The 23,832-nt window shown below is 36.7% G+C and carries 25 protein-coding genes; 17 read left to right on the plus strand and 8 right to left on the minus strand.

Translation table 11 applies throughout. From position 1 onward, the window contains the following. Positions 1 to 230 precede the first annotated feature (230 nt). Genes G504_RS0102025 through G504_RS0102045 form a run of 5 tightly spaced genes read left to right on the plus strand, consistent with a single transcriptional unit; the run spans position 231 to position 5,495 of the window. A complete protein-coding gene (locus G504_RS0102025) occupies positions 231 to 1,166 on the plus strand; it encodes an ABC transporter ATP-binding protein (RefSeq protein ID WP_019668460.1) in 936 nt (311 codons plus the stop codon). Next, entirely contained in the window at positions 1,159 to 2,496 is a 1,338-nt protein-coding gene (locus tag G504_RS0102030; RefSeq protein ID WP_019668461.1) for an ABC transporter permease, read from the plus strand. Before G504_RS0102025 ends, G504_RS0102030 begins: the two co-directional genes overlap by 8 nt. A 2-nt stretch (positions 2,497 to 2,498) precedes the next feature. Further along, on the plus strand, positions 2,499 to 3,386 hold the full coding sequence (locus G504_RS0102035) for a mechanosensitive ion channel family protein (RefSeq protein ID WP_157473002.1): 888 nt from the start codon (positions 2,499 to 2,501) through the stop codon (positions 3,384 to 3,386). 51 nt (positions 3,387 to 3,437) lie between these two features. Next, positions 3,438 to 4,316: a DUF6268 family outer membrane beta-barrel protein gene (locus G504_RS0102040; RefSeq protein ID WP_019668463.1), complete on the plus strand. Its 879-nt coding sequence runs from the start codon at positions 3,438 to 3,440 to the stop codon at positions 4,314 to 4,316. 15 nt (positions 4,317 to 4,331) lie between these two features. Then, positions 4,332 to 5,495: a sigma-54-dependent transcriptional regulator gene (locus G504_RS0102045; protein ID WP_019668464.1), complete on the plus strand. Its 1,164-nt coding sequence runs from the start codon at positions 4,332 to 4,334 to the stop codon at positions 5,493 to 5,495. 44 nt (positions 5,496 to 5,539) lie between these two features. Here the strand turns inward: G504_RS0102045 and G504_RS0102050 are convergent, their stop codons facing one another. Then, a complete protein-coding gene (locus G504_RS0102050) occupies positions 5,540 to 6,232 on the minus strand; it encodes a hypothetical protein (protein WP_019668465.1) in 693 nt (230 codons plus the stop codon). 188 nt (positions 6,233 to 6,420) lie between these two features. On the opposite strand from G504_RS0102050, the gene G504_RS0102055 reads away from it, so the two are divergent. From G504_RS0102055 to G504_RS0102075, 4 genes are all read left to right on the plus strand, one after another. Next, a complete protein-coding gene (locus tag G504_RS0102055) occupies positions 6,421 to 7,302 on the plus strand; it encodes a PPK2 family polyphosphate kinase (RefSeq protein ID WP_019668466.1) in 882 nt (293 codons plus the stop codon). Next, complete coding sequence (locus G504_RS0102060; protein WP_019668467.1) at positions 7,299 to 8,696, plus strand: M28 family peptidase; 1,398 nt, start codon at positions 7,299 to 7,301, stop codon at positions 8,694 to 8,696. Before G504_RS0102055 ends, G504_RS0102060 begins: the two co-directional genes overlap by 4 nt. Positions 8,697 to 8,803: 107 nt before the next feature. Further along, the gene (locus G504_RS0102065; protein WP_019668468.1) at positions 8,804 to 9,736 is read left to right on the plus strand and encodes a peptidylprolyl isomerase; all 933 of its coding nucleotides are present in this window, start codon (positions 8,804 to 8,806) and stop codon (positions 9,734 to 9,736) included. A gap of 535 nt (positions 9,737 to 10,271) precedes the next feature. Beyond that, positions 10,272 to 10,820, plus strand: coding sequence for a YfiT family bacillithiol transferase (locus G504_RS0102075; RefSeq protein WP_026348342.1), 549 nt, complete (start codon positions 10,272 to 10,274; stop codon positions 10,818 to 10,820). Between the two features lie 16 nt (positions 10,821 to 10,836). On the opposite strand, the gene G504_RS0102080 is transcribed toward G504_RS0102075, so the two are convergent. The 4 genes from G504_RS0102080 to G504_RS0102095 all read right to left on the minus strand — a co-directional run bounded on the left by G504_RS0102080 (position 10,837) and on the right by G504_RS0102095 (position 14,537). Beyond that, on the minus strand, positions 10,837 to 11,388 hold the full coding sequence (locus G504_RS0102080; RefSeq protein ID WP_019668471.1) for a GNAT family N-acetyltransferase: 552 nt from the start codon (positions 11,386 to 11,388) through the stop codon (positions 10,837 to 10,839). After that, on the minus strand, positions 11,379 to 11,933 hold the full coding sequence (locus tag G504_RS0102085) for a thioredoxin family protein (protein WP_019668472.1): 555 nt from the start codon (positions 11,931 to 11,933) through the stop codon (positions 11,379 to 11,381). The genes G504_RS0102080 and G504_RS0102085 overlap by 10 nt, the downstream gene beginning before the upstream one ends. A 399-nt stretch (positions 11,934 to 12,332) precedes the next feature. Beyond that, positions 12,333 to 12,704, minus strand: coding sequence for a PUR family DNA/RNA-binding protein (locus G504_RS0102090; protein ID WP_019668473.1), 372 nt, complete (start codon positions 12,702 to 12,704; stop codon positions 12,333 to 12,335). A 78-nt stretch (positions 12,705 to 12,782) separates the two neighbouring features. Beyond that, a complete protein-coding gene (locus G504_RS0102095; RefSeq protein ID WP_019668474.1) occupies positions 12,783 to 14,537 on the minus strand; it encodes an ABC transporter ATP-binding protein in 1,755 nt (584 codons plus the stop codon). Positions 14,538 to 14,709: 172 nt separating this feature from the next. On the opposite strand from G504_RS0102095, the gene G504_RS0102100 reads away from it, so the two are divergent. The 4 genes from G504_RS0102100 to G504_RS0102115 all read left to right on the plus strand — a co-directional run bounded on the left by G504_RS0102100 (position 14,710) and on the right by G504_RS0102115 (position 17,951). After that, positions 14,710 to 15,657: a transcription antitermination protein NusB gene (locus G504_RS0102100; protein ID WP_019668475.1), complete on the plus strand. Its 948-nt coding sequence runs from the start codon at positions 14,710 to 14,712 to the stop codon at positions 15,655 to 15,657. Positions 15,658 to 15,703: 46 nt separating this feature from the next. Continuing rightward, entirely contained in the window at positions 15,704 to 16,183 is a 480-nt protein-coding gene (locus G504_RS0102105; protein ID WP_019668476.1) for a DUF1573 domain-containing protein, read from the plus strand. Between the two features lie 25 nt (positions 16,184 to 16,208). Beyond that, on the plus strand, positions 16,209 to 16,499 hold the full coding sequence (gene yajC, locus G504_RS0102110; protein ID WP_019668477.1) for a preprotein translocase subunit YajC: 291 nt from the start codon (positions 16,209 to 16,211) through the stop codon (positions 16,497 to 16,499). Positions 16,500 to 16,604: 105 nt separating this feature from the next. Continuing rightward, on the plus strand, positions 16,605 to 17,951 hold the full coding sequence (locus G504_RS0102115) for a Gfo/Idh/MocA family protein (protein ID WP_019668478.1): 1,347 nt from the start codon (positions 16,605 to 16,607) through the stop codon (positions 17,949 to 17,951). A 72-nt stretch (positions 17,952 to 18,023) separates the two neighbouring features. On the opposite strand, the gene G504_RS0102120 is transcribed toward G504_RS0102115, so the two are convergent. Together G504_RS0102120 and pepT are read right to left on the minus strand one after the other, a co-directional pair. Next, complete coding sequence (locus tag G504_RS0102120; protein WP_019668479.1) at positions 18,024 to 18,614, minus strand: YdeI/OmpD-associated family protein; 591 nt, start codon at positions 18,612 to 18,614, stop codon at positions 18,024 to 18,026. Between the two features lie 8 nt (positions 18,615 to 18,622). Further along, a complete protein-coding gene (gene pepT, locus G504_RS0102125) occupies positions 18,623 to 19,846 on the minus strand; it encodes a peptidase T (RefSeq protein ID WP_019668480.1) in 1,224 nt (407 codons plus the stop codon). A gap of 322 nt (positions 19,847 to 20,168) precedes the next feature. On the opposite strand from pepT, the gene G504_RS0102130 reads away from it, so the two are divergent. Further along, positions 20,169 to 20,606 (plus strand): hypothetical protein, encoded by a 438-nt coding sequence (locus G504_RS0102130; protein WP_019668481.1) that lies wholly within the window; start codon positions 20,169 to 20,171, stop codon positions 20,604 to 20,606. 88 nt (positions 20,607 to 20,694) lie between these two features. After that, positions 20,695 to 21,732 carry a quinone-dependent dihydroorotate dehydrogenase gene (locus G504_RS0102135; RefSeq protein ID WP_019668482.1) on the plus strand — a complete coding sequence of 346 codons (1,038 nt, stop codon included), beginning with the start codon at positions 20,695 to 20,697 and terminating at the stop codon, positions 21,730 to 21,732. 61 nt (positions 21,733 to 21,793) lie between these two features. Here G504_RS0102135 and G504_RS0102140 read toward each other — a convergent pair whose 3' ends face one another. Beyond that, positions 21,794 to 22,216 (minus strand): Dabb family protein, encoded by a 423-nt coding sequence (locus G504_RS0102140; protein ID WP_019668483.1) that lies wholly within the window; start codon positions 22,214 to 22,216, stop codon positions 21,794 to 21,796. Positions 22,217 to 22,291: 75 nt separating this feature from the next. Here G504_RS0102140 and G504_RS0102145 point away from each other — a divergent pair, with 75 nt between their 5' ends. Together G504_RS0102145 and G504_RS0102150 are read left to right on the plus strand one after the other, a co-directional pair. Beyond that, positions 22,292 to 22,918: a LysE family translocator gene (locus G504_RS0102145; RefSeq protein ID WP_019668484.1), complete on the plus strand. Its 627-nt coding sequence runs from the start codon at positions 22,292 to 22,294 to the stop codon at positions 22,916 to 22,918. 31 nt (positions 22,919 to 22,949) lie between these two features. Further along, positions 22,950 to 23,813 carry a hydroxymethylglutaryl-CoA lyase gene (locus G504_RS0102150; RefSeq protein ID WP_019668485.1) on the plus strand — a complete coding sequence of 288 codons (864 nt, stop codon included), beginning with the start codon at positions 22,950 to 22,952 and terminating at the stop codon, positions 23,811 to 23,813. Positions 23,814 to 23,832: the final 19 nt, after the last annotated feature.

Below are 23,832 nucleotides of genomic sequence, written 5' to 3' on the forward strand. Positions count from 1 at the left end.
CACCCTAAATCATTAAGGCTGAAAACAAAATAGCCTGGTTTACAGAACCATTTTAATGCATTTCTATATCTTTGAATCCTATAAAAAGTGATGATTACAGACTCCGAATTCTGAATTAAACACTATTGGAAAAGTTTTAATTGGAATTTGCCTTATTTGATCTGTCTTAATTCAATACATCGTTTGAAAATTTCACAGATGCATTCAAATTATAAAAAAATATAGCCTGCATGAAAAATATCCTAGTTGCCAGAAATGTTACTAAAAAATTTGGCAACCAAATTGCGCTTAATAATGTTTCACTGGAAATACCGCGGAATTGTATTTATGGGTTATTAGGTCCTAATGGTGCCGGCAAAACAACCTTGATCAGGATTATAAATCAAATTACCTATCCTGATTCCGGCGAAGTGTTGTTTAATGGAGAGTTACTGCAGCCCCATCATATCGCTCAGATTGGTTACCTTCCTGAAGAGAGGGGTCTTTACAAAAGCATGAAAGTAGGCGAGCAGGCCTTGTATCTTGCACAGCTTAAAGGATTGAGCAAATCTGATGCAAATCAAAGGCTTAGGTATTGGTTTGATAAGCTGGATATAGGCGATTGGTGGAACAGAAAAATTCAGGAGCTCTCAAAAGGGATGGCGCAAAAAATTCAGTTTATTGTTACAGTTTTGCATGAACCTAAACTCTTGATTTTTGATGAGCCGTTTAGTGGTTTTGACCCTATTAATGCCAATATAATAAAAGATGAGATTATAAAACTTAAGGAAAAAGGGACTTCGATAATATTTTCAACGCACAGAATGGAATCTGTTGAAGAATTATGCGAATATATTGCTCTGCTGCACAATGCGGAAAAGATTTTGGACGGTAAGCTTGAAGATATCAAAAAAAGGTACAAGAACAATATTTTTAGAGTTGGTCTGGAATTAGAAAATGGAGAAAATTTTTTAAACCTGATTTCAGATAAATTCGATATAACCGAATCAACATATGATATTCGGAAAAAGCAACTGGACTTTACAGTTCAATTACCATCGGATGACACCAGGAATTTTTTATCAATATTATCAGCAGAAGCGAGCATAAATAATTTTGTGGAAACTATCCCTACAGCGAATGAGATATTTATTCAAACCGTACAAAACAAAAATGCCCATGAATAAATTGTCTTTAATCATAAAGCGGGAATACCTGGCCAAAGTCCGTAATAAATCATTTGTGATTATGACTTTTCTAAGTCCTATTCTGATGGTTGCCATGATTGTACTTATCGCTTATCTGACCAAGGTTAATGATAGTCAGAAAAGAATAATTGCTGTATTTAATGAAAGCGATTATTTCTCTACTGATTTCAATACCACTGAAAGAACCTCCTTTGTTTTTTTTAAAAGGATATCATTGCAGGCGGCAAAAGATTCTACACTTAGTCTCGGTTTTTCGGGCCTCTTGCATATTCCTATTGGGAGCGACCTTGAAGAAGTAACCCAAAATTCCTTCTTCTATTCGAAGGAACCGCCGAATTCTACTCTTCTCGACCCTTTGGAAAATATTTTCGAGGAACGTTTAAGACAAAGAAGACTAATAGATATTGGGGTTTCAACAGAGGAATTTACCACAATAAATAATAGCTTCGAAATTAATATAGCCACTTTTGAAGGAGAGCAAAATTTAAAGGGCATAAACGAAATGAAAGCCTTTGTAGGGGGTGGATTTGGTTATTTGATAATGATGTTTATCATAATTTATGGTGGTTTTGTGATGCGCAGTGTTATTGAGGAGAAAACGAGTCGTATTATTGAAGTAATTATCTCATCCGTAAAACCATTTCAATTAATGTTGGGTAAAATTATTGGAACATCCTTAGCAGGAATAACACAATTTTCAATCTGGATAGTATCTGCTTCCTTACTCTTATTCGTAATATTTTTGGTTTCCGGAATAGATCTTACCGGAATTAGCGATCAATCTGCTATGGTGTCCAATCCGATGAGCACTATTTCTCCGATGCCGCAAACAACAGACGCCATGCAATTGTATGCACTCGAATTTTTGCAAATTCCATGGTTTTTACTTATTTCTTTGTTTTTGGTATATTTTGTGCTCGGCTACTTAATATACAGTTCAATTTATGCAGCCATTGGCGCAGCAGTGGATAATGAGACAGATACTCAGCAATTTATTTTTCCAATAATATTGCCGTTAATGCTGGCCATTTATGTTGGATTCTTCTCTGTATTTAGCAATCCGCATGGTCCTATTGCCGTTGCCTTTTCCCTTTTCCCATTTACTTCTCCCATTGTAATGCTTATGCGGTTGCCAGGTGGAATAGGAGAAGGAGGTGTTCCGCTCTGGCAAATTATTATATCTATTGTACTTTTAATTGTAACTTTTGTTGGAATTGTATGGCTCGCCGCAAAAATATACCGTGTGGGTATTTTAATGTATGGGAAAAAACCAACCTATAGGGAATTATATAAATGGCTCAAATACTGAACATGCTGGCACAAGAAGAAGACAACGTAAAGAAGTTCCTTAAGGAAGATGTATGGGATTCCATTAATGAGTTTTTAAATTGGGGACTTCATCTGGGAGAAGAAGGTGAGAATTCCATTCATATAACCATTGGGCTGCTAATACTTCTGATTATAGCTTTCATTGCAACCGATTTTGTTTTAAAAACGATAAGGAGATTATATACAAATAAAATGGAAGGTGATGATAAGCTAAAGTTTATTAGCATCTTTAAGTTTATCAAGTATTTTGTTTATCTGTTGGTAATCCTCCTTACTCTGAGAGCCGGTGGTGTAGATATAACACTTCTTATTACTGCATCAGCAGCGTTATTTGTTGGACTTGGACTTGCGCTTCAGGATCTGTTCCAGGATATTATAGGTGGTATTTTCATTATAACAGATAAATCCGTTCAGGTTGGAGATATTGTAGAGACTGAGGGTAAGGTGGGCAAGATAGTTGAAATTAAATTGAGAACTACCAGGGCTATTACCCGGGATGACAGGGTCATAATTATCCCAAATCACAAATTTATGAAGGATATTGTTTATAACTATACCCAAAATAATGAAACTACAAGAGAAGAAATACGAGTTCAGGTGGCTTATGGCAGCAATGTGGATTTGGTTACAGAAATATTGATTTCAAGCCTGAATTCCAATATTAGAGTTTTGAAAGATCCGTTGCCATTTGTGCTTTTTGATGATTTTGGGGAATCTGGTCTTTCATTTTCGCTGCATTTTTATATCAATGAAACTTTTCTTGCGTTAAAGGTAAAAAGTGAAATTCGATATGTTATAGATGCGGAGTTTCGCAAAAACAATATCACTATCCCGTTTCCACAACGAGATGTGCATTTATTTAAAAAGTAATTATTAATTCCTTGATTAAAATGATTTTATGGGAGAAGCGTTCTCGGTGATATGATCAGGTATGTATTACTTTTTGCTTTTATACTTTTGGTAAACGAAATTTGTTTTGCTCAAAGTACTGATATATTAAGGGTTGAATATACTTCTATTCCTAAGAGGGATTCGGGTACCAACGCATCACGTTACCGAATTCTGCTAAATGTTCCGGTTAAAGTAGGTTTTGATAAATATCTTGTGCTCGGAGGTGAGTTTAGTCATATAGATTTTGAAATCACCAAAGAATATCCATTTGATTCCAGTGAGTTAAATACACTTTATGTAATTGATTTTAATGTTGGTTATATCTTTAAATTTAATGAAGATTGGCGATTTGTTGGTATTGTGACTCCAAGAATCGCTTCTAATTTGGTAAATGGCCTGCAGGGAGATGATTTCTTATTAAACCTTACTGCAACTATGTGGAAGGAGAAAAAGAATATTGATAAGCCATTTAGATTGTTATTGGGACTTACCTATAACAGTACGACAGGTCTTCCTTTTCCTCTGCCGCTTATTAACTATCACAAACGGTTTCACAGGTCGTGGTCATATTCTCTTGGTATTCCCAGAACAGATTTTAGATATCACATCAGAGATAAACATACATTACAAATGGCATTATTTTTGGATGGTTACTTTGTAAATGTCCAAAATGATATTCTTTTGCCGGATGGTGAGTTCGGATCCTCCATTTCACTCTCAGCTATTATTATGGCTGTAGGCTACCAGTATAATATAAGCAAACGAATGTCTTTTTATGGAATTGGGGGAGTTACTTTGAACCAGCGGGGATTGCTTAGAAATGATGAGAGGGAAAAAGTCTATACCTTAAATGAAAAAAATGCCGGGGGCATATACTGGAAAGCAGGATTTAAAATTTCAATTTTTTAATATAAAATTAAAAGCATGTCAAAAATACTGGTTATTGAAGATGAAGCAGCCATCCGCAGGGTTTTGGTTAAAATTCTGTCCGAAGAAAGTGAAACGTATGAAGTAGATGAAGCAGAGGATGGTTCGCAGGGTTTGGAGATGATAAAAAAAACAGACTATGACCTGGCACTTTGTGATATAAAAATGCCAAAAATGGATGGTGTTGAAGTCCTGCAGAATGCTAAAAAAATCAGGCCGGAAATACCCTTTATAATGATTTCAGGACATGGAGATTTGGATACAGCCGTAAATACAATGAGGTTAGGAGCATTTGACTACATCTCCAAGCCACCCGATCTAAACAGGCTTCTTACAACAGTAAGGAATGCCCTCGATAAAAAAGAACTTGTCAAAGAAAACAAGATCTTAAAGAAGAAGGTAAGTAAGGGTTATAAAATGATCGGGCAAAGTAAGGAAATAATTGCAATCAAGGACATGATAGATAAGGTAGCGCCAACGGACGCAAGGGTTTTAATTACGGGTTCAAATGGCACCGGTAAGGAACTTGTGGCTCATTGGCTTCATGAAAAGAGTGATCGCAGTGACGGTCCTTTTATTGAAGTAAATTGTGCGGCAATACCTTCGGAATTAATAGAAAGTGAATTGTTTGGTCACGTAAAAGGTGCTTTCACATCTGCAGTAAGAGATAGGGCAGGTAAATTTGAAGCAGCCAACAAGGGTACTATCTTTTTGGATGAAATAGGAGATATGAGTCTTTCGGCTCAGGCTAAAGTCCTTAGAGCATTGCAGGAAAGTAAAATTTCAAGAGTAGGTACGGATAAAGATATTAAAGTTGATGTTCGTGTAATTGCTGCAACTAACAAAGATCTTCAACGGGAAATAGCCGATGGAAAATTTAGAGAAGACCTGTATCATCGGTTAGCTGTAATCCTCATAAATGTACCTTCACTAAATGATCGAAGGGAAGATATTCCACTCCTGATAGATCATTTTGCCTCCATAATCACCTCCGAACAAGGTGTGGTAACTAAAAAGTTTACCAAAAAAGCACTGGATCTATTAAAAAGTTATGATTGGACAGGAAATATTCGCGAATTAAGAAATGTTGTGGAACGCCTTATTATACTTGGTGGTAACGAAATTACTGAAGAAGATGTAAACCTTTTTGCAAGTAAATAATGGGTTTGGCTTTTGCAGGCAAAAGCTCTGAAATTCTTTTTATGTTATTTGTTACAATCCTTTAGTTTGTCCAGCGCGATTGCAGTAATTTGTTTGGTTCTTAAATTGTAATACTTTTTTGCTTCTGTAAGTTGTGGTTTTAGAAGTTCCTGTTCACAATGTTCATAAATTTTACTTGCAAATTCATAGGCCTCTTTGCATTCTACGCTGTTTACTACTTCGTTAAGAGAATTTTGATAATTTACTAGCGAGAGATCAATTTTTCTTTCTAAATCTTTTCCCACAGGCATTACCATGCTTAATTTTTCTTTTTCAGCCGTTTTTGTATTCATTGCCAACATATCATTGGCATACATACTTCCTGCGTGTTCATCATGATCTCTGATTGCCTCAAGGCTTCCCATAGAATTATCCAATGCCCGTGTTAAGAGAATTTTCACACCGTTTAATGAGGCAACCCTGGTAGCCTTCTTGAGATTATCCAGTCCCTCATAAATGCTCTCTTTAGCGTAGTCACATCCGCAGGCTTCTATTTGTGCTCTGGATTTTTCAATAGCATTAAGTGCCTTGTATGCAAAGTAGCGCGAAGTATTTATGTCTTCCGCGGCTAGTGCCTGTTCTGTCTGGGATTTGATGTATCCTATATTCGATCCTGCGTAATCACAAGCCTTACTCAAATCAAAGGAAGACATTGAGAATAGCATAAGGAATAATAGCATGGCTGGTAAGACCTTCATAGCTTAAAGTATTGATTATGTAAAATTTAGGCATGGTAAAGATATAGAGCAACTCTCCCGTGACCTTATTTATTCGTTTAATTGCCAAGTCTTTACCGATTAAAGGGCGAATGGTACATTATTAAGGATAAAAGGTTTTTTTAAATTAGAGCCTTTCGCAGGACAACAAAATATTATATATTCAGCATATGAAGAATATAGATATTGGCGAATACAAGATTGTGTCTGATTTAAAATTAGCAAATCAGAATACTTCAGAAAATCTTGACAGTACGGATAAAGAACTCAAAAAGAAACTGGAAAAATTACGTGAGGATTTAGGTGATTTTCAAAATAAGCTATACGCGCACGGTAAATATGCCGTGCTTATTTGCTTTCAGGGCATGGATACCTCTGGCAAGGATAGCCTTATACGTGAAGTGTTTAAAGACTGCAATGTAAGAGGCGTAGTTGTCCATAGTTTTAAAGTGCCTACCGAACTTGAACTTGACCATGATTATATCTGGAGACACTATATTGCACTCCCACCCAAAGGAAAGTTTGGCGTATTTAACAGAACGCATTATGAGAATGTATTGGTGACCAAGGTTCACCCCGAATATATTTTAAACGAGAACATCCCAAATATAAATTCAGTTGCGGATATTGATGAATTATTCTGGGAAAAACGTTACGAACAAATTAATAACTTCGAGCGTCATATTACAGAAAATGGAACCCTGATTTTTAAATTCTTTTTAAATATTTCTAAAGAGGAGCAAAGACAGAGACTATTGAGGAGACTGCGTTTGCAGGAAAAAAATTGGAAATTTTCCCCCGGTGATTTAAAAGAACGTAATCTTTGGGATAATTATCAGCAATGTTATGAGGAAGCTATCAATAAGACATCTAAACCAAATGCTCCATGGTTTGTTATTCCTGCAGATAACAAGAGGGCTTCAAGGTTGATAGTTGCTACTATTCTACTGGAATCGTTAAAAAAATACAAAGATATTGAGGAACCAGAACTTGATGATAAAATAAAGGTTAATATTGAACTCTATAAATCCCAATTGGAAAAAGAAAAATGAAATATATAGGCTTACTTCTTATACTATTGGCTGGACCAATATGGTCGCAAACAGACGATAAAGAGCAGTTAAAAGCAATTTATAACGCTTCGCTTGCACAAGGGAAGGCTTATAATTGGTTAAATTACTTGTCCAATCAGATTGGAGGCCGGCTCACAGGTTCTGTACAGGCGGAACAGGCCGTGGAGTATACCAAACAAAAATTGGATTCGCTTGGACTGGACCGCGTGTGGTTGCAACCCGTAGTTGTTCCCAAATGGGTCAGAGGAGTACCTGAATTTGCCTATATTGAAAGTAAACCTGGAATTACGAATAATGTACCTATTTGTGCATTGGGAGGATCTGTTGCAACGCCTTCAGCAGGTATCAAAGCGAATGTCATTGAAGTAAATGGAATTGAGGAATTAGAGAAACTGGGCCGCAATAAGATTGAAGGTAAAATTGTCTTTTACAACAAACCCATGGATCCGCGGCATATTAATACACATGAAGCTTATTCCGCTTCTGTCAATCAAAGGTCTTCTGGAGCAAAAGAAGCATCAAATTACGGCGCTGTGGGGATTATTGTGCGTTCCATGAACCTTCGGCTTGACGATTACCCTCATGCGGGAGGGATGAGCTATGGGGATACACCCTTAAATGAAAGAATACCGGCTGCGGCAATTAGTACCAATGGGGCAGAATTACTAAGCACGACCTTAAAACTTAATCCTGAAATAAAATTTTATTTTAAACAAAACTGCAGGCAACTTCAGGATGTTAAATCGCACAATGTCATCGGAGAGATAAAAGGGAGTGTATATCCCGATGAAATAATTTTGGTTGGAGGCCACCTGGATTCCTGGGATCTTGGTGATGGCTCACATGATGATGGCGCCGGATGCGTTCAAAGTATGGAAGTTCTTCGTTTACTGAAGTTAACTGGATATGTTCCGCAACGAACAATCCGTGTGGTGCTTTTTATGAATGAAGAGAACGGATTGAAGGGTGCAAAGACTTATGCTGAGATTGCTACAAATAAAAAAGAAAATCATGTATTTGCTCTGGAAAGCGATTCAGGAGGCTTTACACCCAGAGGTTTTTCTTTTGACTGTCCTGAAACTGATTTTGCTAAAATTTTACTTTGGAAACCCCTTTTTGAACCGTATTACATTCATTTGTTTGAGCAAGGAGAAAGTGGAGCCGATATTGAACCTTTAAAAAATGACCAGATAGTTCTTGCCGGATTGCTGCCGGACTCTCAGCGGTATTTTGACCATCATCATTCGGAGATTGATACATTTGAACATATTAATAAACGCGAACTGGAACTTGGTGCTGCTACTATGGCCAGTTTGGTATATCTAATTGACAAATATGGCACAGCTTCTGAAAATACAGGAGCAGATAAATAATACCTTCCTGCTATTCAATAATACTGTAACAAAGGCTATAGATAATATAAAATAAAAGCCTGTCCGTATAAATTTATTACCTTTGCAGCTTATTAAAAAAAAGAGATATGCAAGACGGAATTTACGCCAAATTCAATACTTCTAAAGGAGAAATAACAGTAAAATTAACGCACGATAAGACCCCCGGTACGGTAGGTAATTTTGTGGCACTGGCAGAAGGAACCATGGAAAATTCGGCCAAACCAAAAAACACCCCCTATTATGATGGATTAAGCTTTCACAGGGTAATCCCGGATTTTATGATCCAGGGTGGTTGTCCACAAGGAACCGGGACAGGGGATCCAGGATATAAATTTGATGATGAGTTTCACCCTGACCTTAAACATTCGGGCCCCGGAGTACTCTCTATGGCAAATGCTGGTCCTGGCACCAATGGAAGTCAGTTCTTTATTACGCATGTTGCTACACCATGGTTGGATAACAAGCATACTGTTTTTGGTAAAGTTGTTGAAGGACAAAATGTTGTTGATGAAATTGATCAGGGAGATTTAATAAACGATCTTGAGATTCTGAGAATAGGAAACGATGCAGAATCCTGGAATGCGGTTGAAGCGTTTACGACTTTTGAAAGCTCCCGTGAATTAAGATTACAAGAAGAAAAAAATAAAGCTGAGGCAGAATTGGATAAAGTGGCAGCCGGATTTGATAAAACAAATACGGGGCTTCGTTATAAAATTCTAAAAAAGGGAAGCGGTAATCAGGCCCAAAAGGGAAATACTGTATCTGTTCATTACGAAGGTTCGTTGACTAACGGACAAATATTTGATTCTTCCTATCAACGTAACCAACCCATAGACTTTCAATTAGGCATCGGACAGGTAATACCGGGCTGGGATGAAGGTATTAGTCTATTAAAAGTTGGTGATAAGGCCCGTTTTGTAATTCCATCTGAACTTGGTTACGGCAGTGCGGGTGCCGGCGGTGTAATCCCTCCAAACGCCACCCTGATTTTTGATGTGGAATTAATGGGGGTTAAATAAGGTTCTTAGTTCAATAAAAATAAAAGAAGGGGAGACCCGGAATAATAGTAATTACAGAAAACTTCTTTCATAATTTTGGAAGAAGTTTTTTATTTGGCCTTATTGGCACTAAAAACAATAAGAATTAAATTGATAGCCAATAATAGGAACAGGATTATAAAAAAAACAGACATAACAATTAATTAGGTTATTTTGCGGGGATACTTTCTTAGTTATATAACACCTTGGCGGCTATAAACCCTACTTATCAGTTACTTAAAAAAGTAATTCCAGAAGTTGTCTATAAAAGGGGGGAATATTGGTTTGTGCTATATATCGGTAAAATTAAGGAAGGTTTGATAAAAGACCAAGCTTAGGCCCTATTAAATTTAAAATTTTGTTAGCCAAAATATTTGGCATTTCTATTGAAGTTATCTAAAACTATTTGGTGACCATTTAAACTCATATTCTTATTTTGTAAACAAAGAACTTTTCTTAGATCAAAAAGGCTTTGATTAATGTCTTACAGGAAATCGAATTCATTATTTTTGACAATATGGAGAATATAAGACTTGAAGAATTACGTTACCCCATCGGTAAGTTTGAACTGCCTTCTTCAATTTCGGAAGATCAAATTGCAGAATGGATTGGTGTTTTGGAACATTTCCCAGCCAGATTGGAGGCGCTGGTAAAGGAGCTGTCCGCTACTCAGCTGGAGACCCGGTACAGGCCGGGTGGTTGGACTGTACGTCAACTTATTCATCATGTTGCAGATAGTCACCATAATAGTTATATCCGTTTTAAGTGGGCATTAACCGAAGAAACTCCTATTATTAAACCTTATCTTGAGAAGAAATGGGCAGAACTTTTTGATGCCAGGACTGCTCCGGTAGAATTATCACTAAATCATCTCAGTGCAGTTCATGCCAAATTGGTGTATTTGCTGAAAGGACTTAATTCTGAAGATTTAAAACTAACTTTTATACATCCCGAGAGTAATGAGCCTACATCAATTGAAGAAAATATAGGCCGATATGTATGGCATGGAAACCATCATTATGCTCATATCAAAAATCTTACAATAAGAGAGGGCTGGAATTCATAATGCAGGGGCAAAAAAATCAATTGAAAACTACCTGAGAATTCTGGGGCTTTACTTTTTTATAAAGTATGTACATTGGTTTTTGTTTTTCTAAAACCTGATCAAATTTCAATTTCTTTTCCCGAATTATATGATATCCGTTTTTAAGATAGAAATTCAATGCTGCTCCTTTTTGCATTGTTTCCAACCATATTAGCTGCCTGTTAGCTTTCAGACAGTATGTTTCAACCCAGCGTAATGCAAAACTTCCAATCCCTTTGCCGGAGAATTTATGTAAGATATATATTTTTTCAAGTAAGACGACTTCCTTCGAAGCATGAGATGCTATTGGGGCATCTTTTATCAGTTTAAGAATGCCAACTGCGGTATTTTCATGATAAATCAGCCAAAGGGATACTGAATTATCCTTCAATTCATCTTTAACGACATCTATGGTAAAACTTTTTTCAATGTACGGAGCCGGATCATTATTTTGCCATAAATGCAAATAGTGCTCTTTGTATGCCTTTGTTCCCAGCTTGCAGTAAAGCCGGCAGGTTTTGTTTGATACCTCTTCTATTTTTATTTCCATTTTATGTTGCAACCTATGCTGGGTTTTTGAACCGGATTTATGGGTTCATTGTTTACCAATGACTCTATAGCATTTCTTAGATCCAATCCGGTCAAAGGGATATCATTTCCTGGTCTGGAGTCGTCTAATTGTCCTCTGTAAACTAGTTTTAGGTTGCTATCAAAAAGATAAAAATCCGGTGTGCAAGCGGCCTCATATGCCCTCGCCACCTCTTGTGTTTCATCAAATAAATACGGAAAACTGTATTTTTCCTGCAATGCAGTTTGTTTCATCAGGTCTGGGGAATCCTGAGGGTAATTTACTATGTCATTACTTGAAATTGCTATAAAGGCTATTCCCTGAGACTGATAAGCAGCTGCCAGTTCTGTTATTTTAGAATTTACATGTTTAACAAACGGACAATGATTGCAGATGAACATGATCAGTGTTCCTTTTTTACCTTTTATTTTCTGAAGACTGACACTTTTGCCGCTTATGGTATCCGGTAAATTAAAATTAGGGGCAATTGTGCCCAAGGGCAGCATGTTGCTTGGTGTTCTTGCCATCTTATGAAGGATTTCTATTAAACAGCATTAAAGTTAGCAGTTAATATTTAAATAAAAAATAAGTTCACAAACCCTTTTTGTTCTAATTATTAACTGCCAGACAGCCTCATGGATGGAGCCCCGGAGAATTTAGGAATTAAACTTTCTATAATATTGTTCCAAAGTAAATTGTGTTCATCAAGAATTTATTTGTACCGCACCAAAAGGCCCTGAAATTAGTATTTTCCGTAAATAATAACCCAGATCCATTGATTGTTGTGCAAAACCTAAATAGGAGAAGATAAAAAGGAGGGTGTAGGTGGTTATTCTTATATTTTGAGCTGAGTTGAATGTGTTAGGGGATAAAAAAAAACGACCTTTGAAAACAAAGATCGTTTATAAGATTGTGTGATTTTTAAATCAGATATCCTCAAAATCCAAATCTGTGAAACTATCAGTAGAAGAAATTTCTCCGTTCTCACTGGGCTCTACCTTTTTAAAGTCCTTTTGATGTCTTTCCGAGATAACTTCATGTCCTTTTTCATCAATTATATAATCCATCATTTCTTCCATGATTTCCCTAAAGGATTGAAAATCTTCTTTGTAGAGATATATTTTGTGCTTCTTGTAATGGAAGGAGCCATCATCATGTGTAAATTTTTTACTCTCCGTAATCGTCAGATAATAATCCCCTGCCTTCGTACTTCTTACATCAAAAAAATAAGTCCTTCTCCCAGCTCTTAAAACTTTTGAGAAAATTTCTTCCTGATCCATTAAATCTTTACTACTCATTTGTCCTATATCTAGTTAGTTACTATGCCTAAAATATCTTCAAAAATGTAAAAAAAAAGCTTATCCAGCAACATTTTACTAGATTTCTTTCGCTGAAAGTTGATTGAGATATAGTTCCTTGTAGTAACCGTCTATTTCTATCAATTGATTGTGTGTGCCTTCCTGGAGGACCTTTCCGTCTTCCAGCACTATTATCTTATCTGCATTTTTAGCCGAAGAAACACGATGACTTACGATTAGTGTGGTTCGCAAATGTGAAGCAAGTTTCAGGTTGTGTAATATTTCTTCTTCAGTCTCGGTGTCCACGGCAGAAAGGCAATCATCGAATAAATATACCCTGGGGTCTTTTAGTAAGGCTCTGGCAATTGAAATACGCTGTTTTTGACCTCCACTAAGGGTAATTCCCCTTTCGCCAAGAATGGTTTCATACTTTTTAGAAAAGCCCATGATGTTTTCATGTACTGCAGCTTTTCTGGCAACTTCCAAAATTTCATTATCCGCAGCATCCTCCTTGCCAAATTTGATGTTATTTTTAATAGTGTCAGAAAACAGAAATGCGTCTTGAGGAACAGCACCTATTGCTGCCCTAAGACTATTCAAGTTCAATCTCCGAATCGGGACATTGTCAATTAATATTTCCCCTGATGTTACGTCATACAATCTGGCAATAAGATCCAGAATAGTAGATTTCCCTGAACCCGTTTTTCCTATTATTGCAACCGTTTCCCCTTCCTTAATAGTGAAAGATATATTTTTAAGCGCGGTAATATTTGTGTCTTCATATGTAAATGTAACATCCTTAAACTCAATGGAGCCCTTGATAGGGGTTTCTTCAATTACCTCATTACTTATCGCTGGCTGTTCTTTTAAAAACTCATTTATCCTTTTTTGCGAAGCCTCCGCACGTTGTACAATAGAAGTTAACCATCCTACAACAGCTACCGGCCATGTCAGCATATTTACATATAGTATGAATTCGGCGATGGTGCCAATAGATGAGATTTCCCCATTAATATATTGTTTCCCTCCTACATAGATTACAAAAATATTACTGATTCCAATTAACAGGATCATCAATGGAAAAAACCAGGCGTTAACTTTCGCCAAATCCATGCTTTTCTCTTTTCCTTCATTTGCAAGAGCGATAACTTCATTATTTATCTGGGGTTCCAGGTTATACGCTTTTATTACGGATACCCCCGAAAATGATTCCTGGGCAAAGGTTGATAGGGTAGAAAGATATTCCTGAACTTTGGTACTTCGTTTATGAATAATTTTACTTATTTGATAGATTAGGACAGAGAGAATTGGCAAGGGTAATAAAGAATAAAATGCAATTGTCGGAGCCTTGATAAACATCAGGGGTATAAGACAAACGAATAAGGTAAGTGTCTGAATACCATACATAATTGCAGGGCCGGTATAAAGCCTCACCTGCCCAACATCCTCACTTATTCTGTTCATAAGATCCCCGGTACGGTTCTTTTTATAAAAATTCAGACTTAAAAGTTGGTAATGATCAAAGACTTCATTTTTTAAATCGAATTCAATATATCTTGAGACATTTATTATGGTTTGCCGCATTAAAAAAGTAAAGAATCCTGACAGTAAGGCCGCACCAACAATGATCAGGATGTATTCCAAAAGCAAATCCCTGGCCTGCGGCTCTGCAATTTCTGAAGCCACGAAATTTTCAACAACCTCAATTGATTTTTTAACATAGGAAGGCATCACCAATTGAAAAATCCTGGCTATTATGGTGATAATGATGCCTATGAATAATTTAAGCCAATATTTTTTGAAGTATTTATCTAAGTGCCTGAGTTCTTTCATTAAAATGGCTGGTAATGCAAATTGTTTTTAAGAGATGGACAAATATAGCGGATTGGCCACAAAACAAATGTTATAAAACTGATAAGATAAATTGAGAATTAGGTTTGGATTTAAAATAGATTAGTATTTTTGCGACGTTTCGTATTTCTAATTTAACACAAGGTTCTTTAAAATGCTTACACGAAGGCAAATCAGGGTAAAAGTGATGCAATGCATTTATGCCTTAACTTTATCCCACGATGAATCTTTAGAAAAACAGAAAAAATTTCTCCGGGTAAGTATCGATAATACTTATATTCTCTATCTCCTTGTTTTAAGTCTTTTAATAGAACTTCACAAAATGGAGGAAAATTTCATTAGATTATCTTCTAAAAAATATTTGAATGAAAATGACGAAAAATATCCGGATAAAAGAAAGTTCCTAAACAATGCGGTTCTTAGTCAAATTGTGAATAATTCAATGCTGCAAAATGAATTGGTAAAAAGGAAATTGAATAACTGGGATCTGCACCAGGACTATGTAAAAATAGTATTTAATGAAATAAAAAATAGCGAACTATTCAACCTATATATGCTTAAGAATGAAAGCAGCTATGAAGAAGATAAAAATTTTATCGCAAACCTTTTTAAGGAGGTTATTGCTCCCAATGAAAGGATATACGAATATTTTGAGGATGATAAATTAACCTGGGTAGATGACATACCCCTTGTGAATACCTTTGTTTTAAAGCAATTGAGGAAGGTAAATAAGGAATTTAGTCATTCCTACTTTTTGCCTAAACTTTTAAAGGACGCGGATGATATGATCTTCGCAGATCAATTGTTGACAAAAACACTCCTAAATGATAAAAAATTTGAAGGAGAGATTCAATTAAAAACACCCAACTGGGATAAAGATAGAATTGCAGATATAGATGCTATTCTTTTAAAGATGGCCATTTGTGAACTGACGGGTTTCGCATCCATACCCGAGCGGGTAACCATAAATGAGTATCTGGAAATCGCCAAAGAGTATTCTACACCAAAGAGCAGCATCTTTATTAATGGTATATTGGATAAATTAGTAAAAGAATACAGGATTAGCGGAAAATTGAAAAAAACAGGTAGAGGATTATTATAAACAAATATTCCTTAATTTTGCATGCGAATATTAAACTAAAATTATAATGAAAAGACTATTTATTGCTCTCGGTTTAACCACGGCCTTATTGTTTGGCTCATGCAAGGAGAATGCCTCCAGCAAAGTAAATACTGCTAATGTTGAAGTGGCAGCAGAAAGAGATTTGCAGGCAAAAAAACTGCCTGTAATGAAATTTGATAAATCGGAACATGATTTCGGTACAATTGCACAGGGTACTCCTCAGGAGACTATCTTCTCTTTTACAAATACAGGTAACGCGCCTTTAATTATTACAAATGCAACCAGTAGTTGCGGCTGTACAGTGCCGAACCCTCCTAAAGATCCTATTGCTCCTGGCGAAAAAGGTGAACTTATGGTGAAGTTTAATGGCTCTGGTCAAAATCAGGTTACCAAGACTATTACCGTATTGGCTAATACGGAAAAAGGACAGGAAATTTTAAGAATTAAAGCATTTGTTAATCCAAAAGGCAGTGGACCTTCAGCAGCGCTGGGCCCTGTTAATTAAGTAGCACAAAACTCAGCACAAAATTATGGGTGATATAGGACAATTTCTTCCAATGATACTCATCTTTGCCGTGGCATATTTTTTTATGATACGTCCACAGATGAAGCGACAAAAGGATGAAAAAAAGTTTGCAGCAGCATTGAAGAAAGGGGATAAAATAGTAACTAAAAGTGGCTTGCATGGAAAAGTCGTGGATTTAAATGATAAGGATTTTTCCTGTATTATCGAGACCATGGCCGGAAGACTAAAATTTGACAGATCCGCCATTTCTATGGAAATGAGTTCCAAATTGAATGCACCCCCCAAGGAAAAGTAGAATTAAATGAGTATGCATTATAAAGCACCGGTCCACACCGGTGTTTTTTTTGGTCTGATAATTAGCTGAAAATCTGTATATTCAGCTTTTCAATAATTCATTACTATGAACACTAACAGAAGAAAATTTATCAAAAACAGTTCTTTGTTTCTTTTAGGATCAAGTTCCTCTTTCCTGTTTCCAGCTGAATTACTTGCGTCTATCCGAAAAAGAGTAGGGGCTAACGATCAGATTAATGTAGGATTGATTGGATGTAACGGTATGGGCTTCAGCAACCTCCTTTCTCTTTTGAAAATTAGCGAAGTTAATGTAATTGCACTGTGTGATGTGGATGAAAATGTACTTGCCCGCCGAACTTCTGAACTTGATAAGGCAGGTATTAATAAACCTAAGTGGTATAAGGATTACAGAGAGTTACTAAACGATAAAGATATTGATTTTGTGGTTATAGGAACCCCGGATCACTGGCATTGTCTTCAATTAACCGATGCATTGGCTGCGGGAAAAGATGTGTATTGTGAAAAGCCCATAGCTAATTCCATGCAGGAATGTGAAATTATGCTAAACACTGTTGAAAAAAGTAATCGTATAGTGCAGATAGGGCAATGGCAGCGCAGTCAGCCTCATTTTGTGGATGCGATTAATTTTGTGCATTCCGGCAAACTTGGCGAAATACGTTTGGCAAAAGCCTGGGCCTATCAGGGATGGATGAAACCGGTTCCCATTCTTGCGGACGAGAATATCCCGGCAGGAGTAGATTACGATATGTGGTTGGGACCAGCACCAAAGCGCCCTTTTAATGCTAACAGGTTTCATTTTAATTTCAGGTGGTTTTGGGATTATGCTGGTGGTCTTATGACAGATTGGGGGGTCCATTTAATTGATTATGCCCTTTACGGAATGAAAGCAGGAACACCAAAATCTGTAATGGCCCTTGGCGGAAAATTCGCATATCCCGATGATGCTTCAGAAACGCCGGATTCCTTGCAAGCGGTTTTTGAATATGATGATTTTTCCATTCTCTGGGAACATGCCACGGGTATCGATGGAGGAAATTATGGAAGAAATCACGGAATAGCTTTTATAGGGAATAATGGCACTTTGGTTCTGGATAGGGGCGGATGGGAAGTAATCCCTGAAAAGGAATTTCAGGGGTGGGGCAAGGAAGGCATTCCGCGAATGGAAGCACTGCCCTTACAACAAAACCAGGGAAGCGGATTGGATTTGCATACTAAAAACTTTATAGAAGCTGTTAAAAGCAGGGATCCCGGCAACCTCAATGCGCCTATTAAAGTAGGTTATGACGCCGCGATGGTATCACATATGGGAAATGTTGCCTACAAATCCGGGAACAGGGTTTATTGGGATGCCAATAGTGCAAGATTTACGGATAAGACGGCTAATGAAATTATGATGGCATCCTATAACAATGGCTGGAAATTACCAAAATAAGAACTAAGGGTAGAATTAAAATAGATTTTACACAAGATTTGAGCCAAAGAGTTAAAGGAATAAGGGATAAATTTATTTGTATTTATCATACAACCCTATCCCTTTAGAAATCATTGGAATGATTTTCTGAAGTCTGGATTCCTTTGTCTTTTGTTGTTTTGCTTCGGCAATATGCTCGCAATAAACCCTTTGCTTATATGGCGCCAGCATGTTGAATTGCTCATTCAGTCTGTTGTCTTCTGCTAAAACATCTTTTAATAATTTAGGAATAATGACTTCTTTGCTGACGGATGGCCTTAGTTTTAAACCTTTTTTTTCATTTTCTATGGCTTCCTCAATATAATTAAGAATTCCTGCTTCATCTATATCACTTAGCGCCCTTAATTTCCAATGTCTCATGGATTTTGTTTTGCCTTCCTGTGCATTTTTCAATACGCCTTTGGGATCGCTGAGAAAAACTCCGTTGAAGAACCAAATACCGAAATGGCTTTTAAAAGCCATTATTCCCAAAACATTTTTATTGTCAATTGTATAGACCGGAGCGCCCCATTTAAGAGTTTCAACCAATTCTGTTTTTAATACTATTTGCCTTAATTGCCCTATTCCTTCTTTGAATTTTTGATTTTTGGAATAATACGCATCTATTTTATCTTCTAGTTCCATACTTCTGATTATCTGCTGGCTACAAGCTCGCAAATTTTCACAATAACAGCAACAGCCTTTTGCATGCTTTCAACCGGTACGTATTCATACTTTCCATGAAAATTATGTCCGCCGGCAAAAATGTTGGGACAGGGGAGCCCCATATAACTTAATTGTGATCCATCGGTACCACCCCGGATTGGTTTTATAATTGGTTCTATACCCAGTTTTTCCATGGCTTCTTTGGCAATATCAACGACATGAAAAACAGGTTCTATCTTCTGTCTCATATTAAAATACTGATCTTTTATCTCCACAGATAAATAATCTCCATGCCGTTCGTTGAGATCATGCACAATATTCTTTAGCATCTTTTTTCTGCTTTCGAATAAAGATTTATCATGATCCCTGATTATGAGTTCCAGTTCTGCTTTTTCTATTTCCCCCTTCAGGTGGTTTATATGAAAAAATCCTTCCCGGCCATCTGTGTGTTCCGGTACTTCTTTTTCAGGTAATAAACTCATGAATTCGTTGATAAGACTAATCGCATTTACCATTTTTCCCTTAGCGTATCCGGGATGAACACTTTTTCCTGTAGCCGTAACTTTTGCCTCGGCTGCATTAAAATTCTCATACTCCAATTCTCCTACCTGGCTTCCGTCTATGGTATAAGCCCATTCCGCATTAAATCTTTTGACATCAAATTTATGAGCTCCCCGACCTATCTCTTCATCCGGCGTAAAACCAATACGGATAGGGCCATGTTTAATTTCGGGGTGCTGGATAAGGTACTCCATCGCCGTCATGATTTCAGTTATTCCGGCTTTGTCATCTGCTCCAAGTAGGGTTGTGCCATCTGTTACAATAAGGGTTTGACCTTTGTAAAGAAGTAAATCATCAAAATAATCAGGGGAAAGCACAATGTTTTTTTCTTTATTCAGGAGGATGTCTTTTCCATCATAATTGTAAATCAAACGCGGGTTTACATTAGTTCCCGTAAAATCCGGACTTGTATCAAAATGCGAAATAAAGCCAATAACAGGAACCTCTTTGCCAATATTTGATGGTAGGGTTGCCATAATATAGCTGTTCGCATCAATAGAAACATCCTCGAGACCAATTTGTTTTAATTCTTCTACAAGTTTATTGGCAAGAACCCATTGTTTTTCCGTACTCGGCGTACTATCTGAATTGGGATCACTCTGGGTATCTATGGTAACATAGCTGATAAAACGGTCGATCATTTTTTGCATACTAATAAGTTTATATCAAAATTACAATATTACTTCAAAGCCTGAAACAGCATATGGATTGTTTGTGCAGATGGTTTATATAATTGAATCAACGCCGTTTTTAATTGGTCTGGGAGACCAAATCAATTCGGTATTGGCGGTAGATTATTAATTGTAAGAGTAAACTTCAACTTAAATTGAAGAAATAAAGTATATTATTGAAAAGCGACCATTTTTGGTAGCTTTTTGATTAATTCTGATAAAATTGAAAGAAGTATAATTTTTGTTAAAAAATATAGTTTATATAGAAGTTTATTTTGTAACCCACTAATGGAATAAAATTATGAAATTGAATTACTGTGTTCCTTTACTGATTTTTTTTGTCTTCTTCACAGGTTTTGGCCAAACCGCAGACTGCACTTTGGGTATTGGCGGCAAGGATACGGAAACGATAATTAAAGTGTTTCAGCTTAGTGCCGAGCAGTTAGTGCAAATGGAAGGCTGGATTCTGGAATTAAAAAAATCCAATGAAAAAATCGAGGAGCAAATAAATCATCTTTTAGATGATCATCCACAGAGCAATGAAGAAGAATTACAAACCTTAGCTGAAAAGTTTAAAGTTTTGCGAACAGAAATTATAACTAATTCTAAAATATGCGATCAAAAATTAGTGGGTATATTTAATGAAAATCAGTACAAGAGGTACATTGCCTTATGCGAGGAGGCCGTGCGAATACCATTAACCGGTTTAAGTTCCAAAGATGAAACTTCACCGGAGTAATTTTAACATTTGAGATAATACGAAATAGTTTTTTAGAGCATGTTAACCTGATTGAAGTTTGTATTTTTGAACAAACTTATTCCAGATAATGTACAAGTTCCTTATCAGACCACTTCTTTTCCTTTTGGACCCGGAAAAAGTGCATCACCTGTCATTTACACTTATAAAATTAACATCAAAAATTGGATTTGCAGCTGTCTTCAGATCGCTTTATCAGGTAAATGATAAACGATTGGAAAGAGAGTTATTCGGGATAAAATTTAAAAATCCGGTTGGTCTTGCAGCTGGTTTTGACAAGGATGCCAGGCTATATAATGAACTCTCAAATTTTGGGTTTGGTTTTATTGAAATAGGTACTGTTACGCCAAAACCCCAGTCGGGTAATCCAAAAAAAAGGCTTTTCAGATTAAAAGCAGATAAGGCAATTATAAACAGGATGGGCTTCAATAATCTCGGTGTTTTTGAAGCTGTTGAAAATTTAAAGAAAAAGCACAATGTCATTATAGGCGGTAATATTGGTAAGAACAAAATCACGCCAAATCATCTGGCGACCAAAGATTATTTAATATGTTTTGAAGCCCTTTTTGATTATGTCGACTATTTTGTGGTAAATGTAAGTTCTCCAAATACTCCCGGCTTGCGGGAATTACAGGATAAGGAGCCTCTTACTGCCCTTTTGACGGATTTAAAACGTGAGAATAATAGGAAGGCGCAAAAGATGGCCGTTAGTGAGAAACCAATCCTTCTAAAAATCGCCCCTGATCTTACGAATGATCAATTATTGGATATAATTGAAATTGTTAAGGAAACCGGGATTTCAGGTATTATTGCCACCAATACAACCATTGCCCGCGACAATCTGATGTCTGATAGTGTACTCGCGGAAGAAAAAGGCGGATTAAGCGGTAAACCTCTTGCAAATAAAAGTACGGAGGTTATTAGATTTCTTTCTGAAAAAAGTAATAAGGCGTTTCCAATAATTGGGGTGGGTGGTATTCATTCTGCTGAGGATGCTCTGGAAAAACTGGATGCAGGTGCAGATTTAATACAGTTGTGGACAGGTTTTGTCTATGAAGGGCCCGCTTTGGTAAAAAGGATAAATAAGGCCATTCTGAATCAATCCTAAGTGTCAGTAAATTTCAATAAAATACTAAAGGGTTACCTTAACCTAAAAAAGAATGTCCCAACTATTTGGTCCAGTAATCAACTACCAATACATCATCTACAGAGGGCCCGATAAGACTCACAAACGCCTGGTGATCCGGATGTGGTAAATATATAGCACGATCTTCTTCACTTTTGAAACTTACAAAAAAGCAATGGGTAAAACCTTTATCCAGTCCTTCCGGACTATTGTTCAACCCCCATTCAAAATCCAGGATTTCAGGTATTTTTTCCGCTAAATCACCAAAAGCCTTTTCGAAAGATTTTAATTGTTCAGCAGATGCTTCTTCCTTAAACTTAAAAAGGACCACATGTCTTAAAACGCTGTCCTTGGCATTAAGCAGTTCCGTTTTGGTCTGATTTGGTTTTTTCTCCATTTTTAATGCTGCAAAGCTAATTGATGCCAGGCCTAGTACTACTAACATCAAAAGTAATTTGGTTTTCATAAATAAAATTTTTGTAAGATAAAGAAAAGCAGGAAACTTTTGTATTTTAAACCATGATTCTCTTAAATTGTTAATTTGAACTACGAAATACTTTCTGCCTTTATCCTGGCAACATCCGCCCTTGCCATTTCACCCGGACCCGATAATATTTTTGTTTTAACACAAAGTATAGCCAATGGCACAAAATATGGTCTTTCAACCACTGCCGGATTAATAAGCGGCTGTATAGTCCATACTACATTGCTTGCATTCGGTGTCTCAGCGTTGATTAAGGAAAATGACCGGGTTTTTTTTATTATTAAGTTATTTGGCGCCATCTATTTGTTGTTCCTGGCTTATAAAGTATACCGTAGCAAGGCTCATATTACAATAGCTGATACAGAGATTCCAAAAAAGTCTTTAGGCCAATTATACAGACAGGGTTTTACTATGAATGTGCTAAATCCGAAGGTCACTGTTTTCTTCCTTGCTTTTTTTCCCGGATTTCTGTTCAGTGAAGATTTGAACACGGTAATTCAATTTTATGTTCTCGGTTTGCTATTTATGATTGTAACATTCTTTATTTTTTCTTCAATTGCATTGCTATCAGGGGCAATTGCTGCACAAATTAAAAGGCATTCGGGGATAGAAGTATTTCTCAAATGGTTACAAATTGTTGTCTTTATTGGTATTGCCCTGTTCCTGTTATTTTCGGATAATTAGTGCTAATTTTGGTAAATACGAGATTAGCCATATGCCCGAGAAAGTGAAGATTATTGAATGCCCCAGAGATGCTATGCAAGGCATTAAAAGCTTTATACCCACAGAGAGGAAAATAGCTTACATACAATCATTGCTGGGTTGTGGCTTTGATACAATAGATTTTGGCAGTTTTGTATCTCCAAGGGCCATACCGCAAATGGCAGATACAGCTGAAGTACTTTCCAACCTGGATCTTACCAATTCAAAGAGCAAGTTATTGGCTATTGTTGCTAATGTTCGCGGCGCAAATGAAGCAAGTTTGCACCATAACATTGATTATTTGGGATATCCTTTTTCGATCTCCGAAAATTTTCAAATGCGGAATACCCACAAAACAATTGCACAGTCAATAAATATATTGTCCGACATTCTGGAAATAGCACAGGCAACCAATAAAGAGGTAGTTACCTATGTTTCTATGGGATTTGGAAATCCATACGGTGATCCATGGAGTGTGGAAGTTGTCGGAGAATGGACGGAAAAATTAGCTGAGATGGGAGCCAGGATACTGTCCTTATCGGATACCGTTGGATCTTCCACACCTGAAGATATCAGTTACCTATTTACCCATTTGATTCCTAAATACCCTCAGGTAGAATTTGGGGCCCATTTGCATACTACCCCGGGCAAATGGCACGAAAAAATAGATGCGGCGTATAAAGCAGGCTGTCGCAGGTTTGATGGTGCTATTAAAGGTTTTGGAGGCTGTCCAATGGCCAGAGATGAATTAACAGGAAATATGCCTACAGAAAAAATGTTGTCCTATTTTACTGAAAATAAAGTAGATACCGGAGTTCAGTGGATGGTCTTCGAAGCAGCATATAATAAGGCCTCTGAACTGTTTTCAAGTTATTAGCAGAGCTAATCTAATGCAA

The sequence above is a fragment of the Eudoraea adriatica DSM 19308 genome (assembly GCF_000382125.1).
GTDB classification, from domain to species: domain Bacteria; phylum Bacteroidota; class Bacteroidia; order Flavobacteriales; family Flavobacteriaceae; genus Eudoraea; species Eudoraea adriatica.

Coding starts and splice junctions, on each gene's coding strand:
- G504_RS0102025 (WP_019668460.1), top strand. CDS start 231: ATGAAAAATATCCTAGTTGCCAGAAATGTTACTAAAAAATTTGGCAAC.
- G504_RS0102030 (WP_019668461.1), top strand. CDS start 1,159: ATGAATAAATTGTCTTTAATCATAAAGCGGGAATACCTGGCCAAAGTC.
- G504_RS0102035 (WP_157473002.1), top strand. CDS start 2,499: ATGCTGGCACAAGAAGAAGACAACGTAAAGAAGTTCCTTAAGGAAGAT.
- G504_RS0102040 (WP_019668463.1), top strand. CDS start 3,438: ATGATCAGGTATGTATTACTTTTTGCTTTTATACTTTTGGTAAACGAA.
- G504_RS0102045 (WP_019668464.1), top strand. CDS start 4,332: ATGTCAAAAATACTGGTTATTGAAGATGAAGCAGCCATCCGCAGGGTT.
- G504_RS0102050 (WP_019668465.1), bottom strand. CDS start 6,232: ATGAAGGTCTTACCAGCCATGCTATTATTCCTTATGCTATTCTCAATG.
- G504_RS0102055 (WP_019668466.1), top strand. CDS start 6,421: ATGAAGAATATAGATATTGGCGAATACAAGATTGTGTCTGATTTAAAA.
- G504_RS0102060 (WP_019668467.1), top strand. CDS start 7,299: ATGAAATATATAGGCTTACTTCTTATACTATTGGCTGGACCAATATGG.
- G504_RS0102065 (WP_019668468.1), top strand. CDS start 8,804: ATGCAAGACGGAATTTACGCCAAATTCAATACTTCTAAAGGAGAAATA.
- G504_RS0102075 (WP_026348342.1), top strand. CDS start 10,272: ATGGAGAATATAAGACTTGAAGAATTACGTTACCCCATCGGTAAGTTT.
- G504_RS0102080 (WP_019668471.1), bottom strand. CDS start 11,388: ATGGAAATAAAAATAGAAGAGGTATCAAACAAAACCTGCCGGCTTTAC.
- G504_RS0102085 (WP_019668472.1), bottom strand. CDS start 11,933: ATGGCAAGAACACCAAGCAACATGCTGCCCTTGGGCACAATTGCCCCT.
- G504_RS0102090 (WP_019668473.1), bottom strand. CDS start 12,704: ATGAGTAGTAAAGATTTAATGGATCAGGAAGAAATTTTCTCAAAAGTT.
- G504_RS0102095 (WP_019668474.1), bottom strand. CDS start 14,537: ATGAAAGAACTCAGGCACTTAGATAAATACTTCAAAAAATATTGGCTT.
- G504_RS0102100 (WP_019668475.1), top strand. CDS start 14,710: ATGCTTACACGAAGGCAAATCAGGGTAAAAGTGATGCAATGCATTTAT.
- G504_RS0102105 (WP_019668476.1), top strand. CDS start 15,704: ATGAAAAGACTATTTATTGCTCTCGGTTTAACCACGGCCTTATTGTTT.
- yajC (WP_019668477.1), top strand. CDS start 16,209: ATGGGTGATATAGGACAATTTCTTCCAATGATACTCATCTTTGCCGTG.
- G504_RS0102115 (WP_019668478.1), top strand. CDS start 16,605: ATGAACACTAACAGAAGAAAATTTATCAAAAACAGTTCTTTGTTTCTT.
- G504_RS0102120 (WP_019668479.1), bottom strand. CDS start 18,614: ATGGAACTAGAAGATAAAATAGATGCGTATTATTCCAAAAATCAAAAA.
- pepT (WP_019668480.1), bottom strand. CDS start 19,846: ATGCAAAAAATGATCGACCGTTTTATCAGCTATGTTACCATAGATACC.
- G504_RS0102130 (WP_019668481.1), top strand. CDS start 20,169: ATGAAATTGAATTACTGTGTTCCTTTACTGATTTTTTTTGTCTTCTTC.
- G504_RS0102135 (WP_019668482.1), top strand. CDS start 20,695: ATGTACAAGTTCCTTATCAGACCACTTCTTTTCCTTTTGGACCCGGAA.
- G504_RS0102140 (WP_019668483.1), bottom strand. CDS start 22,216: ATGAAAACCAAATTACTTTTGATGTTAGTAGTACTAGGCCTGGCATCA.
- G504_RS0102150 (WP_019668485.1), top strand. CDS start 22,950: ATGCCCGAGAAAGTGAAGATTATTGAATGCCCCAGAGATGCTATGCAA.